Below are 14,077 nucleotides of genomic sequence, written 5' to 3' on the forward strand. Positions count from 1 at the left end.
TGCCCATCCATGGCCGCCCGGCGGGTTCAGCCCGCGACAGAGGCTTGGCCGGACAGCGAATAGGGGGTTTCTTTGTCCTATATCGGTACGGATATCGGCGGCACGTTCACGGACTTGGTCCTGTTGTCGGACGATGGCGACATCCGCATCTTCAAGGCGTTGACCACGCCGGAGGATCGCACCATGGGCGTGCTAAACGCCATGAACCTGGCGGCGGAAGCTCTGGGCATCGCACCGGCCGAACTGGTCGCCCGGCTGCAGTATTTCTCCCACGGCACCACGGCCGCCACCAACGCCTTCATCGAGCGCAAGGGGGCGAAGACCGGCCTGCTGACCACCCGCGGGTTCGAGGATACGCTGCGCATCCAGCGCGCCATGGGCGGCTGGGTCGGCATGGCGGCACATGAAATCTCGCATTTCTCCGTTCGCCGCCTGCCCGATCCCATCGTGCCGCGTGCCCTGACGGCCGGCATCATCGAGCGCGTGGATTACAAGGGTGAGATCATCGTGCCGCTGGACGAGGATGCGGCCCGTGCCAGCATAGCCAAACTGGTGGAAGACGGCGTGGAATCCATCGCCATCAGCCTGCTCTGGTCCTTCCGCAACATGGCGCATGAGCGAAGGCTGGCGGAACTGCTGGCCGAAGAGGCGCCGGGCGTCTTCGTCACCACCTCATCGTCGCTCGTCCCCATCATCGGGGAGTATGAGCGGGCATCGACCACCGCCATCAACGCCTATCTGGGCCCGGTCATCCATCGCTATATCAATGGGTTGGAGAAGGCGATCCGGGGCCATGGGTTCGAAGGTCCCATTTCCATCATGGAATCCGGCGGCGGCGTGCTGCCAGCATCGGAGGCGGCGTTCCAGGCGGCGAACCTGCTGACCTCGGGTCCCGCCGGCGGCGTGCTGGCGTCGCAGAAGCTGGGTGAGCTGCTGAACTATCCCAACGTCCTGACCGCCGACATGGGCGGCACCAGCTTCGATGTGGGCCTGATCGTCAACGGCCAGCCGCTGCTGGAAACGGTGCGTGAGGAAGGGCGGTTCCATGTCGCCCTGCCATCGATCAAGGTCACCGCGATCGGTGCCGGCGGCGGTTCCATCGCCCGGGTCCGCGACGGGCACATGACGGTGGGGCCGGAGAGCGCCGGTTCCACGCCCGGTCCCGCCTGTTATGGCAGGGGCGGGGTGGAGCCGACCATCACCGATGCCGACGTGGTGCTGGGCATCATCGACCCCAAATATTTCCTGGGCGGCAAGATGCGCCTGGATATCGAGGCGGCGCACAAGGCGGTGCGCGACCATGTCGCCGAACCGCTGGGCATGGGCGTGGCTGAGGCGGCGTCCGGCATCCGCGAGGTGGCCAACAACCAGATGGCCGACCTGCTGCGCCGCGTCACCCTGCGCGCCGGCTACGATCCCCGCGACTTTGTGCTGATGGCCTATGGCGGGGCAGGGGCCACCCACGCCCACCAGTTCGCCGAGGCCGCCGGTATCGCCACCATCATCATCCCCAATACCGGCCCGGCCCATTCCGCCTATGGCACCGTCACCGGCGACCGGCATCGGTCCTTCTCGCTGGCACTGGGCCAGCATGCCCCGGCCCGGTTCCGCCGCGCGTCCGACCATGTCGACATCGCCCGGATCAATGACAGCCTGAACGGTCTGGCCGCCCGTTGTGTTGAGGCGCTGGGCGATGGCGTCACCATCAAGCGCTTCATCGGCATGCGTTTCCGCCAGCAGGTGCACGAGATCAGCGTGGCGGTGCCCGACGGTGCATTGGACGCGGCCGGCATCGACGCCCTGGTCGACCGGTTCGAGGAACAGTATGAGCGGGTCTATGGCAAGAACACCGCCCTGCGCATTTCCGGCGTGGAATTCTCCGTGGTCCGGGTCGAAGGCACCTCTCCCGTGATCAAGCCGGTGCCGCGCAAGGTGGATGGCAGCGGGCGTTCCAACAAGCCCATCGACGCCCGCGAGGTCTATTTCTACGGCAAGGGCTTCCTGACCGCCGCGATCTATCGCAGCGAGGATATCGGCCCCGGCCAGCCCATCGCCGGCCCCTGCATCATCGAGCGGCCGGACACCACCATCGTTGTCGGCCCCGCCCAGACAGCGGAGATGGAGCCCTACGGCAACATCATCATCCGCACCTCCCAGGCCGCCTGACACATGATACCGGGGACCAAACCCATGGACGTTGTTTTCAATTACGAAACCCAGGATGTCGACCCGATCACCTTCGAGGTGATCCGCCACCGGCTCCTGTCCATCACCGACGAACAGGCAGCAACCCTGGCCGCCGTTTCCGGCTCCACCCTGGTGAACGAGGCGACGGACTTCAATACCGGCCTCTACCGCGCCTTTGGCGAGGTGGTGACGATGGGCCGCACGGTGACCTTCCACGCCGCCTCCCTGTCCTTGATGGTCAAGCATGTGATCGAGGATTGCGCGGAGAATCCGGGCATCAACCCGGGCGACATGTTCATCGTCAACCATCCGCACAAGGGCGCGCTGCACTGCCCCGATATCGGCATCCTGGCGCCGATCTTCGTGGGCGACAAACGCATCGGCTGGACCGGGGCGTGCGCCCATCAGCTGGATGTGGGCGGCATGGTGCCGGGCAGCTTCGCCTCCATGGCCAAGGATATCCGCCAGGAAGGCATCCTGATCCCGCCCGTGAAGCTGGTGGACCGGGGCGAGCTGCGGGCCGACGTGCTGAACTTCATCACCGGCATGTCGCGCCTGCCCATCAATGTCAGCTTGGACCTGAAGGGGCTGATGGCCGCCTGCAATACCGGCGTGAAGGGCGTGCTGGATACGGTGGCCAAGTATGGCGTCGACACGGTCCTGACCGTCATGGACGGGATGATGGACCTGTCGGAAGCCAAGATGCGCAAGCGCCTGCACGAACTGCCCGACGGTATCTTCCGCGCCCAGGCCTTCCTGGATCATGACGGGTTCGAGAACAAGATCTACAAGATCCATGTCGAACTGCGCAAACAGGGCGACCGCATCACCTTCGACTATACCGGTTCCGACGATCAGGCACCGGGCTTCGTCAATGCCACCCGCACCGGCCTGCTGGCCGGCATCTATGCCGGCATCCTGCCGCTGATCGCCTTCGACCTGCCCTGGAATGACGGGCTGCTGCGCCCGCTGGAGGTGCTGTCGCGCGAAGGCTCCGTCGTCTCCTGCAAGTTCCCCGCCCCCTGCTCACAAGGCCCGCTCGGCGCCATGTGGCTGGTAGAGGTGACGACGACGGAGGCGATGTCCAAGCTGCTGGCCAGCCATCCGGATTATGTGCGCGAGGCGCAGGCCGCCCCCGCCAGCGGCCCCGACCTGTTCCACATCCATGGCAAGAACCAGTATGGCGAGCCGGCGACGGCGCCGATCCTGGAGGTGATGCTGTCGGGCGGTGGCGCCTATGCCCATCGCGATGGCATCACCGTGTCGGGCCAGCGCAACATCACCGCCGGCCGCGCGCCGAATGTGGAGGCGACGGAGCTGAAGCTGCCCGTGCTCTATATGTACCGGCGCATCATCACCGACAGTTCCGGTCCCGGCCGCAATGCCGGCGGCCAGGCGGCGGGGGCGGCCTTCGTCCTGCACGATGTGCATGAGGTTGAATCGCTGGTCGCCTGCCATGGCTATCAGTCGCCAACCTCGCGCGGGTTGTTCGGCGGCTATCCCAGCGGCTGCAACCATCGCCGCCTGCTGCGCCATTCCAACATCCGCGAGTTGATGGAAGGCGGGATGTTCCCCGACAGCATGGACGGGCTGGTGGGGGAGGAAACCACCTTCACCGCCAAGCCGCCGGAATTCGAATTCGCCCATGATGACGTGTACGAGTGCAACCCCACGGCCGGCGGCGGCTGGGGCGACCCGATCGGGCGGGAGCCGGCACGGGTGGCCGAAGATGTGGCCAGCCGCGCCTTTTCCGCCGCATCGGCCGAACGCATCTTCGGCGTCGTGCTGGATGGGGCGGGCAATGTGGACGCGGCGGCGACGGCGGCGCGGCGCGATACCATCCGCCAGGAGCGCCTGTCCTGGCCCGTCACCCGCAAGCTGACATCCGCGCCGCCTGTGCATGGCAATGCGCACGCCGTGGCCATCGTCGGCGATGTGGCCCGCATCCTGACGCTGGAGGATGGCCGTAACTACTTCGTCTGCAATTGCGGCCATGTCATCGCACCTGCCGATGAGAACTGGAAGGACTATGCCGCCCACGCCCCGGCAACGGCCGAGGATCTGGGCCCCCGCGTGCGGGTGCATGACGACCTGGAGGTTGTGCGCCATGCCTGCCGCGGCTGCGGCACGCTGCTGGATGTGGAGGTGAAGCGGCGTGGCGAGGCCGACCTGTTCGACATCGAAATCGCCGCCTGAGGGGGAGGGATGATGAGCCATCCAACCTATCCCGTCACCGGCCGCTGGGTGAGTTTCCCCAATGGCGGTGACATGATCCGGGGCTATCTGGCAGAGCCGGCGGGCGCCGGCCCCTGGGGAGGCATCGTCACGGCCCCGGAAAATCTGGGCGTCACCGAGCATCGCCAGGCAGAGACACGCCGCCTGGCGGCGGAGGGGTTCGTGGTCCTGTCCGTCGATCCCTATAGCCGGATCGGTGGCCGCCCGCCCCAGGATTACACCACGCCGGAGGAACGCCGCAGCAAGGCGTTCCTGGCCGCCAGGGATGAGACGGCGGTACCCGACATGCAGGCGGGGTTCGACTTCCTGGCGACCCTGCCCACTGTCGATCCGGCCCGCATCGGCACCCTGGGTTACTGTCTGGGTGGCGGCACCTCGCTTGCCTGGGCGGCAACGCCCAATAAGCTGGCCTGCGCCGTCATCCTCTATGCCCTGCCCATCCTGCCGGCGGCCTATTCCCCGGATGGCAAGGAACGCTCCCGCCTGACCCTGGCGCCCAACATCCAGTGCCCGTTGCAACTGCATTTCGGCACCAATGATGAGGCGATCCCCCTGGAGCAGACGGAAGCGCTGCGGGCGGCTCTGCTGGCGCAGAGCCCCCAACCGGTGGATTTCCACCTCTATGAGGGCGCGCGTCACGCCTACATGGACAGCACCCTGGAACGCTATTCGCCCGAAGCGGCGGCGCTGACCTTCCAGCGCTTCGTCACCTTCTTCCACCAGCATCTGGGATAGGCACCATGAGCCTGTGGACGCAAATGCTGGGCGGGGAGGTGGGGTTCGTGCAGGCCGGTGGCCTTCGCACCCGCTATGTCCGGCTGGGCCGGGGGGAACCGCTGCTGCTGCTGCATGGTCGTGGCGGGCATCTGGAAACCTTCGCCCGCAATATCGGCCCGCTATCGGCCCATTTCACGGTCTATGCCGTGGATCTGGCCGGACACGGGCTGACGGCCCCCTTCGATGGTGACTACACCATCGACCGGCTGGCGGCACATGTCGCCGATGCCATGGCGGCGCTGGGCCTGGACCGTGCCCATGTCGTGGGCCAGAGCCTGGGCGGCTGGGCGGCAGCCTGGCTGGCCCTGACCCAGCCGGAGCGGTTCGCCCGGCTGGTGCTGATCGAGCCGGCGGGATTGCAGGCCGAGGCCGAGCGCCTGGCCGATCCCAAGATCGCCCAGGCCTATAAGGCGGGTGGGGAGGCGTTCGAGAAGCCGACGCTGGAGGCCGTGCGCAAGCGGCTGTCGGGCCTGCTGGCCGATCCGGACAGCGTGGACCCGGAAATCCTGGCCACCCGCTTGGCACTGTACCAGCCGGACGCCGCCCGTGCCGTGCATCTGAAGGTGCGCCAGGCCGACAATGGCCCCTTTCTGCTGACGCCAGAACGGCTTTCCGGCCTGTCCATGCCGACCCTGTTCATCCGCGGAGAGGGGGGAAATACGGCGGTCGGGATCGTGGCCCAGGCCGTCGCCGCCTGCCCCGATGCGCGGCTGGTCACGGTCGAGGGTGCCCGGCAATGGCCGCAATACGAACAGGCCGACAGGACCAACACCCTGATCGGCGGCTTTCTGAAAAACGGGAGAGAATGATGTCCTTCTGGACCGATGCCCTTGGGGCGCAAGTCAAATATTACGATGCCGGCGGCTGGCGCACCCGCGTGATCGAGGCGGGCGAAGGCACCCCGGTGATCATGATGCACGGCCTGTCCGGCCATGCCGAGGGCTTCATCCGCAATGTCGTGCCGATTTCCCAGGCCGGCTACCGCGCCATCTCCATGGACGCGATCGGCCATGGGCTGAGCGCCAAGCCGCTGGACGTCACCTACCATTCGCCCCTGTTCGTGGAGCATCTGAAGCGCTTCATGGATGCCATCGGCGCGGAGAAGGCGCATCTGGTGGGACAGTCGCTGGGCGGCTGGACGGGTTTCAACTTCGCCCAGACCTATCCCGACCGCGTCGCCTCCCTGATCTCCATCACCGGGGCGGGTTTCCTGCTCAGCGACGCGGAAAGCCAGGCGGAGAGTGCGCGCATCCACCAGCAGGTGAAGAACGTCACCAAGAAGGCCAGTGAGGAACCGACCCGCGACAAGGTCAGGGAACGGCTGCAATGGCTGATGTGGGACAAGTCGGTGGCTACCGACGAGCTGGTCGATACCCGCTTCCACTTCTTCATGCTGCCCGACAGCCGTGCGGCCATGCCCAAGATGGTGGAAGAACAGCCGGGCGAGGAGAACCGCAAGTATCTGCTGGACGAGGCGCAACTCGCCAAACTGGATATCCGCACCAAGATCATCTGGAGCGACCATAACCCCACCACCCCCTGGACGGTGGCCAAGAAGGTGTCGGAGATCATGCCCAATGCCAGCTTCTCCCTGGTGGAGGGGGCCGGGCACTGGCCGCAGTTCGAACAGGCCGACGCCGTCAACCGTCTGATCATCGACTTCCTGAAGGGGTGAGGGCCATGGGCAGCTTCGTCTGGGCCGCCGCGACGGCCCATACCGGCGCCATGATGCGCCTTCCCGATGGCGGGGCCGACGAGGCCCGTGCCGAGCGGGTGTTCGGTGGGTTCCGCACCCTGGCGTCCTCGCTGAAGGCGGCGCGCCCGGACGTGCTGATCACCATCGCCACCGACCATTTCCTGACCTATGGCTATGAATTCCTGCCCATCTTCTGCGTCGGCACTGGCGACCGGTTCGAGGGCTGGGGGGAGTTCGGCGTGCCCAAGCGCGACTATTCCGGCATCGCTGATTTCGGCACTGCCGTGCAGGCGGGGCTGGTGGCGGCCGGCTTCGATGCGGCGGGGGCGCGTGACGTGAAGCTGGATCACGCCTTCTCCTGCCCGCTGCAATTGCTGTTGCAGGATTGGGACGTGCCGGTCCTGCCCATCTATATCAACTGCACCGTCGCCCCCTTGCCCAGCCATGCCCGCGCCCTGGCCTTCGGCCGGGCGCTGGGAGACGTGGTGCGGGCCCAGGGCGTGGCGGAGCGGGTGGCCATCGTCGGCACCGGCGGCCTGTCGCACTGGGTCGGCACGCCGCAGACCGGCACCATCAATACCGCGTTCGACCGGCAGTTCCTGGACCTGTTCACCGCCGGCCGGCTAGACGAGATCGCGGCGATGGACAGCGACTGGGTGATCGACAATGCCGGCAACGGGGCGGCGGAAATCCGCAACTGGCTGGCCGCCGCCGGGGCGGTGAATGCCAAGGGCGCCAGGGAAATCGCCTATGAACCCGTGGCCATGTGGAACACCGGCATCGCCGTGACGGAGATCCTGTCATGAGCCGCCGTGACCTAGAGAGGTTCCTGTTCCGCTTCGACAAGGAACCCGATTTGCAGGCGGCCTTTGCCGAGGAACCGGCCAAGGCCTTCACCGAATATGACCTGAGCGAGGACGAAAGGACGGTGCTGGCCGCCCGCGATGTGGCCACCCTCTATGAATGGGGCTTGCACCCGCTGCTGGTGCGCAATTTCGCCGGTACCCTGGGTGTGCGCTATGTCGGGGAATACCGGCGGCGGGGGCTGACATGAGCCTGGATACCGCCTTTCAAGAATTGGCCCTGGCCAACCGCATCCTGGCGAACGAGGGCGTGGTGGATGCGTTCGGCCATGTCAGCCGGCGCCACCCCGACCGGCCCGGCCATTTCCTGCTGTCCCGCTCGGTCAGTCCGGAACTGGTGGTGGCCGGTGACATCATGGTGTTCGGGCCGGACGGGCAGGCGGCGGATGGCGACACCCGCGCGCCCTATCTGGAACGCTTCATCCATGCCGCGATCTATGAACAGCGGCCGGATGTGCTGGCCGTGGTCCATTCCCACGCCCATGACCTGATCCCGTTCGGCGTGACCGGCACGTCTGTGCGTCCGCTGCTGCATGTCGCCGGCCCGCTGGGCAGGGTGCCCGTCTGGGACATCGCCGACCGGTTCGGCGATACCTCCCTGCTGGTCACCAGCATGGACCAGGGCCGCGATCTGGCCGACCGGCTGGGCACCGGCCGGGCCGTGTTGATGCGTGGGCATGGCGGCGTGGTGGTGGGCGACAGCCTGCGCGCCGCCGTGATCATGGCCGTCTATCTCCAGGTCAATGCCGGGCTGGACCTGAAGGCCCGTCAGCTGGGCCCCGTCCGCTATCTCAGCGACGGGGAGGTCGAGATGAGCTTCGACGCCATCCTGGCCGAGGGGCCGGCGCGGCGTGCCTGGGATTACTTCAAGCGACGGGTGGATACGCACGCCTGAGCTTTCATCGCCAAACAATGCCATAAGGCAAGACAGAGGGAGGAAGAGGAATGGGCACCATGTCCTGGATGCAGAAATACACGGGTTCGACCCTGGCTTTGCTGGCCGCAGCGGGGGCAGCACAGGCCCAGACGACACCGGCCGCCGATCCGTTTCCGTTGCTGGAAGAGATCGTGGTGACGGCGGAGCGCCGGTCGGAATCGCTCCAGGATACCCCGCTTTCCATCCTCACCTTCTCCGGCGACGCGCTGGAAAAGGCCAATGTGCGGTCGGTGGATGATCTGCAGAACTTCCTGCCCAACGTCTCCATCGGCGGCTCCGCACCGGTCGGCAACTCGGCCCCCAACTTCTCCATCCGTGGCGTCGGCCAAACATCGGGCCGCGCCAATAACGAGAAGGGTGTGGGCCTCTATGTCGATGATGTCTATTACCCGCGTTCCACGGGTGCGATCCTGAACCTGTTGGATGTGGAACGGATCGAGGTGCTGCGCGGGCCGCAGGGCACCTTGTTCGGCCGCAACACCACGGGCGGCGCCATCCGCTATATCACCCGCAAGCCTACGGATGAGCTGGAGGGCCGGATCACCGGCACCTATGGTTCCCATGACCGCACGGATATCGAGGGCATCCTGAATGTGCCCATTTCCGACAAGGTCGCCTTCCGTGGCCAGGGCGCCTATTTCAAGCGCGACGGCTATGTCGACGTGATCGGCACCGACCGCACGCGCGGCAACCAGGACGACTATGCCATCCGCGGCGCCCTGCGCCTGAAGCCCACCGACAACATCTTGATCGATCTGACCGCCGCCTATACGGAGAACCGCAGCAACGGTTCGCCCACGGTGATCGCCGGTGTCGGCCTGCGGCAGGCCTCGGGCTTCCCCATCGCGGCGGTCAATGCCTATAACGCCTATCTGGCGTCCAAGGGCCAGACGCCCATCGTCGCCGACGATCCGCGCTTCGTCTCGCCCGACGGCTATTCCGTCCCCGACAGCTGCATCATGGACCAGGTCGCGCTGAACCCGGCCAAGTTCGGCGATGCGCCCAACCTGGTGCCCAATTCGCGTCCGCAGGCCAGCCTGTGCGATGGTGCGCGCCGGACCAAGAACACCTTCCTGTCGGCCGATATCGGCATCGACATCAATGACGCGCTCTCGCTGCGCTCCATCACCGGTTACAACAAGGGTACGGATATCGATCAGGGCGATTACGGCCTGTTCGGCGCCCAGACCAACTATACCCTGAACGAGATGGACAGCCTCTCCCAGGAACTCCAGCTGCTGGGCAGTCATGAGGGGCTGGAATGGGTGGCCGGTCTCTATTACTTCCACGAAACCCCGGCGGAGCGCCGCTTCCTGCGCGAGGCGGTGGTCAATGCCGGCCGGGTGGAATGCTGCAACGGTTTCGACGCCAATGTGCAGCTGAAGACCAACAGCTACTCCGCCTTCGGCCAGGCAACCCTGGACCTGACCGACAAGGCGCGGGTGACGGCCGGGGCGCGCTATTCCTATGACGACAAGGATGTGTTCATCAGCAAAGTGGGCATCTTCACCCCGGCCCTGCCGGCCGGCGGCTCGCCGCGCACCAATGCCAACCATTGGGACGCCATCGATTACCGCCTGACGCTGGATTACCAGTGGACGGATGCGCTGATGACCTATGCGACATATTCCAAGGGCTTCAAGTCCGGCGGTTTCAATGTCGATATCGTCACCCTGGGCACGGCGGCCCCCACCATCACCTCCTTCGATCCGGAAACGGTGAAGAATCTGGAGGCCGGTGTACGTTCGGAATGGTTCGACAAGCGGCTGCGCGCCAACCTGACCGGCTTCCACATGAAGTACGACAATCTGGTCGTCCAGCTTGCCGACTTCTCCCGTGGCGCCCTGCAGGTGCTGTTCCTGAATGCCGGCAAGCTGGAGATCGACGGATTCGAGGGGGAGTTCGCCGTGGTCCCGGTCGAACGGCTGACGCTGAACGCCAATGTCGGTTATACCAAGATCAAGTATGTCGACCTGCCCACCGGCAGCCCGCTGTTCGATCCCGCCAGCTGCCCCGGCGGTGCCCTGACCTTCGACCGCTGCTGGGCCCAGCCGCTGGCCCGGTCGCCGGAATGGACCTATACGCTGGGTGCGCAGTACAGCATTCCGGTGGGCGAGGGCGATGTCAGCCTCAATGCCAACTATGCCTACAAGGGCAGCCAGTATTCCAACAACTCCACCTCCAACTCGGTGAAGCTGCCCAGCTATGGCATCGCCAATGTCCGGGTGGAGTATGACAGCGGTGCTGCGTGGAAGGTCGCGGCCTTCGGCACCAATATCTTCGACAAATATTACATCACCACCGGCACCAATGGCCGCCAGAACACCCTGGCGACCCTGACCCATTCGCCGGGGCGCCCGGCAGAATATGGTGTCTCGCTGACCTGGAGTTTCTGACACCAAACGGATGGTGGAGACCATGGTATGTGTGCCATGGTCTCCTCAAAAAAAAGTCACACCCGCTGAGGCGGATGGACCAAGGGGAGGAATATGCAAACCGCACAGGAACAGCCCGTCGTCGCCCGCCGGGGCATCATCATCCTGCTTTGCTTCCTGGTGGCGGTGCTGGAAGGGTTCGACCTGCAGGTCATTGGCGTGGCGGCCCCGCAGCTGACGCGTGAGCTGGGCCTGACGCCGCAACAGATCGGCTGGGCCTTCGGGGCCAGCCTGATCGGCCTGGCGCTGGGCGCCCTGGCCGGCGGGCGGCTGGCCGACAAGGTGGGGCGCAAGCCGGTGCTGGTCGGGTCGGTCGTCGCCTTCGGGGCTGCGACCTTGGCCTCCTCCTGCGCCTGGGACTATCCTTCGTTGTTCGTGCTGCGGGTGCTGACCGGGCTGGGGCTGGGCGGTACCTTCCCCAATGTCATCGCCATCGCGTCGGAAGTGACGGTCAAGGCGCGGGTGACCGTGACGGTGGCATCCATTTCCTGCGGGCTGGCGGTGGGGGGCATCATCGTATCGCTGATGGCCAAGCTTGCGCCGGGCGGCATGGACTGGCGCGGCCTGTTCATCGTCGGCGGGGCGCTGCCGCTGCTGGTGGCGCCGGCCCTGTGGTATTTCATGGCGGAGACCAAGCGGGTTGCCCGTGATCAGGCGGCAGACCGCCCGCCCATCGGTCAGGCCCTGTTCGGCGCCCGGCAGGCGGGGCCGACCCTGATGCTGTGGATCGTCTTTGCCCTGACCCTGTTGCAGCTGTCCTTGCTGCTGAACTGGCTGCCCACCCTGATCATCGCCAAGGGCTTCCCGCCGGCCCAGGCCTTCCTGACCGCGCTGGTGCTGAATAGCGGCAGCATCTTCGGGTCCATCATCGCCGGTTTCCTGTGCGACCGGTACGGTGCGCGCACGCCGATGGCGGTGGGTTATCTGGCGATGGCCCTGGTCATGTATCTGCTGTCGCTGGCCAGCGACATGGACATGCTGCTGGTGCTGGCTTTCTGGGCTGGGTTCCTGGTGCTGGGGGCGCAGTTCGCGCTCTACGGTCTGGCGCCCAAGGTCTATCCCGATCAGACGCGTGGCACCGGGGTGGGGGCCGCCGTGGCCGCCGGCCGCGTCGGTGCCATCTCCGGTCCGCTGATCGCCGGCCAGATGATCGGGGCCGGGGCGTCGGGCGATCAGGTGGTGCTGCTGATGGTGCCGCTGGCCCTGCTGGCCGGTTTGGCGCTGTTGGCGCTGGCCCATATGGCCGGTCCGCGCCTGCATGCGGCGGGTGGAGCGGTGGTGCACTAACCGAAGGCGCCTTGCCCCACATTTTCCGCCACGGCGCGCAGCATGGGCAGCAGCACATCGTCCGGCACCCGGTTGGCCGCAGATGCGATCTGCGAGACGGAGATGGCGGCCGGTGCGCGACCATCCCGTCCCCGGATGGGCACGGCCATGCAACGCAGATCGGCCGCGATCTCCCCGTCGTCCAGGGCATAACCCTGCGCCCGGATGCGGTCCAGTTCCGCGCGCAGCAGGGCAGGGTCGGTGATGGTGCGGTCGGTCAGGGCCACGAACGGCCCGCCGGCCAGATAGGCTTCCCGCTGCTCCTCGGCCAGATGGGCCAGCAGCACCTTGCCGATGCCCGAGCAATAGGCCTCCAGCTGCATCCCCACCCGCGTGAACAGGCCGCTGGCGCCGCGCCCGGTCTTGAGGCGGTAGGTGACCATGTCATTCTCGAACGTGCCTAGCTGCACCGTGCTGCGGACCTGCACGGCCAGCCGGTGCAGCAGCGGGGCGGCGATGTTGACGATCACCTGCTTCTCGTCCAGCCGCTGCGCCAGGCCCAGCAGCCGGCTGCCCGCCACATGCCGGCCCTTGCCCGACGGTGCCAGGTACCCCGCCTCCACCAGGGTCAGCACCTGGCGATGGGCCGTGGCCACGGGCATGTCTGTCAGGCGGGCGATGTCGGAGACACTGGAGCGTCCGCCATCGGCGATCACCGCCTCCAGCATGGTCAGCGTCCGTTTCAGGGACTGGATCTTGGGAGTACCATTTCTCATGGAGTGAGAATATAGCGCCGTGCCCGTCTGGCGCCAAGCACCCGAATATCCTATCCCTTTTCACCAGCATCGCGGCGGCGACGACCGCTTCGCGACAAGGATATGGAGGAAATCCCGGCATGACCTCTCCCACCCATGACGAACTGGCACGGCGTCTGCGCGATGCCTATGCACAAGGTGCCGTACCGCCGCTGCGCGACGGGCTGGACCCGCTGGATGCCGATGGCGCCTATGCGGTTCAGACCCTGAACACCCGCTTCTGGCAGGCGCAGGGACGGCGCATCGTGGGCCGCAAGGCGGGCCTGACGGCCAAGGCCGTGCAGACCCAGCTGGGCGTCAGCCAGCCGGATTTCGGCGCCTTGTTCGATGACATGCGCGTCCCGGATGGCGGCCATCTGGACCCCGCCCGCACCTTGCAGCCCAAGGCCGAGGCGGAAGTGGCGCTGGTCCTGGGCACCGCCCTGACCGACCCATACACCACGCCGGAGCAGGTGGCGGCGGCCGTCGCCACCGTCCATGCCGCGATCGAGATCGTGGACAGCCGCATCGCCGACTGGAAGATCACTTTCGCCGACACGGTTGCCGACAATGGCTCGTCCGCCTTCTTCGTCATCGCGGACGAAGGCAGGCCCCTGGCGGGCCTGGATCTATACACCTGCGGCATGGTGTTGGAGGTGGATGGCGCCGTCGCCTCCCTGGGCGCCGGGGCGGCCTGTCTGGGCCATCCGCTGAACGCGGCCGCCTGGCTGGCCCGCACCCTGGCGGCGCGGGGGGAGCCGCTGCAGGCCGGCGATATCCTGCTGACCGGGGCGCTGGGGCCCATGGTGGCGCTGTCGCCGGGCCAGACGATCACGGCCAGGGTCGGCGGCCTGGGTTCTTGTTCCTTCACCTATGGAAAGGCCTGA

12 protein-coding genes are annotated in these 14,077 nt (G+C 66.4%); 11 read left to right on the forward strand and 1 reads right to left on the reverse strand.

Features of this window, described 5'->3' with window-relative positions:
- Positions 1 to 72 precede the first annotated feature (72 nt).
- From AC1Q7F_RS12720 to AC1Q7F_RS12765, 10 genes are all read left to right on the forward strand, one after another.
- Entirely contained in the window at positions 73 to 2,166 is a 2,094-nt protein-coding gene (locus AC1Q7F_RS12720) for a hydantoinase/oxoprolinase family protein (RefSeq protein ID WP_492507304.1), read from the forward strand.
- Positions 2,167 to 2,190: 24 nt separating this feature from the next.
- Entirely contained in the window at positions 2,191 to 4,383 is a 2,193-nt protein-coding gene (locus AC1Q7F_RS12725; RefSeq protein WP_492507306.1) for a hydantoinase B/oxoprolinase family protein, read from the forward strand.
- 12 nt (positions 4,384 to 4,395) lie between these two features.
- Positions 4,396 to 5,157: a dienelactone hydrolase family protein gene (locus AC1Q7F_RS12730; protein WP_492507308.1), complete on the forward strand. Its 762-nt coding sequence runs from the start codon at positions 4,396 to 4,398 to the stop codon at positions 5,155 to 5,157.
- A gap of 5 nt (positions 5,158 to 5,162) precedes the next feature.
- Positions 5,163 to 6,008, forward strand: a complete 846-nt coding sequence (locus AC1Q7F_RS12735; protein WP_492507310.1) for an alpha/beta fold hydrolase — start codon at positions 5,163 to 5,165, stop codon at positions 6,006 to 6,008.
- Positions 6,008 to 6,874, forward strand: a complete 867-nt coding sequence (locus tag AC1Q7F_RS12740) for an alpha/beta fold hydrolase (protein ID WP_492507312.1) — start codon at positions 6,008 to 6,010, stop codon at positions 6,872 to 6,874. The genes AC1Q7F_RS12735 and AC1Q7F_RS12740 overlap by 1 nt, the downstream gene beginning before the upstream one ends.
- Before the next feature lie 5 nt (positions 6,875 to 6,879).
- Complete coding sequence (locus tag AC1Q7F_RS12745) at positions 6,880 to 7,701, forward strand: DODA-type extradiol aromatic ring-opening family dioxygenase (RefSeq protein ID WP_492507313.1); 822 nt, start codon at positions 6,880 to 6,882, stop codon at positions 7,699 to 7,701.
- Positions 7,698 to 7,949 carry a hypothetical protein gene (locus tag AC1Q7F_RS12750; RefSeq protein ID WP_492507315.1) on the forward strand — a complete coding sequence of 84 codons (252 nt, stop codon included), beginning with the start codon at positions 7,698 to 7,700 and terminating at the stop codon, positions 7,947 to 7,949. The genes AC1Q7F_RS12745 and AC1Q7F_RS12750 overlap by 4 nt, the downstream gene beginning before the upstream one ends.
- A complete protein-coding gene (locus tag AC1Q7F_RS12755; RefSeq protein ID WP_492507317.1) occupies positions 7,946 to 8,653 on the forward strand; it encodes a class II aldolase/adducin family protein in 708 nt (235 codons plus the stop codon). Before AC1Q7F_RS12750 ends, AC1Q7F_RS12755 begins: the two co-directional genes overlap by 4 nt.
- Before the next feature lie 50 nt (positions 8,654 to 8,703).
- Complete coding sequence (locus tag AC1Q7F_RS12760; protein WP_492507319.1) at positions 8,704 to 11,091, forward strand: TonB-dependent receptor; 2,388 nt, start codon at positions 8,704 to 8,706, stop codon at positions 11,089 to 11,091.
- Between the two features lie 93 nt (positions 11,092 to 11,184).
- Positions 11,185 to 12,417, forward strand: a complete 1,233-nt coding sequence (locus tag AC1Q7F_RS12765) for an MFS transporter (protein WP_492507321.1) — start codon at positions 11,185 to 11,187, stop codon at positions 12,415 to 12,417.
- Here AC1Q7F_RS12765 and AC1Q7F_RS12770 read toward each other — a convergent pair.
- Positions 12,414 to 13,172, reverse strand: coding sequence for an IclR family transcriptional regulator (locus AC1Q7F_RS12770; RefSeq protein WP_492507322.1), 759 nt, complete (start codon positions 13,170 to 13,172; stop codon positions 12,414 to 12,416). The genes AC1Q7F_RS12765 and AC1Q7F_RS12770 overlap by 4 nt on opposite strands.
- A gap of 119 nt (positions 13,173 to 13,291) precedes the next feature.
- Here AC1Q7F_RS12770 and AC1Q7F_RS12775 point away from each other — a divergent pair, with 119 nt between their 5' ends.
- The gene (locus tag AC1Q7F_RS12775; RefSeq protein WP_492507324.1) at positions 13,292 to 14,077 is read left to right on the forward strand and encodes a 2-keto-4-pentenoate hydratase; all 786 of its coding nucleotides are present in this window, start codon (positions 13,292 to 13,294) and stop codon (positions 14,075 to 14,077) included.

This window comes from Niveispirillum sp. GW835-FHT14G11 (assembly GCF_058793615.1).

What these genes read in the sequence shown, in the direction of transcription:
- AC1Q7F_RS12725 (WP_492507306.1), top strand. Translation starts at nt 2,191, where the DNA reads ATGGACGTTGTTTTCAATTACGAAACCCAGGATGTCGACCCGATCACC.
- AC1Q7F_RS12730 (WP_492507308.1), top strand. Translation starts at nt 4,396, where the DNA reads ATGAGCCATCCAACCTATCCCGTCACCGGCCGCTGGGTGAGTTTCCCC.
- AC1Q7F_RS12735 (WP_492507310.1), top strand. Translation starts at nt 5,163, where the DNA reads ATGAGCCTGTGGACGCAAATGCTGGGCGGGGAGGTGGGGTTCGTGCAG.
- AC1Q7F_RS12740 (WP_492507312.1), top strand. Translation starts at nt 6,008, where the DNA reads ATGTCCTTCTGGACCGATGCCCTTGGGGCGCAAGTCAAATATTACGAT.
- AC1Q7F_RS12745 (WP_492507313.1), top strand. Translation starts at nt 6,880, where the DNA reads ATGGGCAGCTTCGTCTGGGCCGCCGCGACGGCCCATACCGGCGCCATG.
- AC1Q7F_RS12750 (WP_492507315.1), top strand. Translation starts at nt 7,698, where the DNA reads ATGAGCCGCCGTGACCTAGAGAGGTTCCTGTTCCGCTTCGACAAGGAA.
- AC1Q7F_RS12755 (WP_492507317.1), top strand. Translation starts at nt 7,946, where the DNA reads ATGAGCCTGGATACCGCCTTTCAAGAATTGGCCCTGGCCAACCGCATC.
- AC1Q7F_RS12760 (WP_492507319.1), top strand. Translation starts at nt 8,704, where the DNA reads ATGGGCACCATGTCCTGGATGCAGAAATACACGGGTTCGACCCTGGCT.
- AC1Q7F_RS12765 (WP_492507321.1), top strand. Translation starts at nt 11,185, where the DNA reads ATGCAAACCGCACAGGAACAGCCCGTCGTCGCCCGCCGGGGCATCATC.
- AC1Q7F_RS12770 (WP_492507322.1), bottom strand. Translation starts at nt 13,172, where the DNA reads ATGAGAAATGGTACTCCCAAGATCCAGTCCCTGAAACGGACGCTGACC.
- AC1Q7F_RS12775 (WP_492507324.1), top strand. Translation starts at nt 13,292, where the DNA reads ATGACCTCTCCCACCCATGACGAACTGGCACGGCGTCTGCGCGATGCC.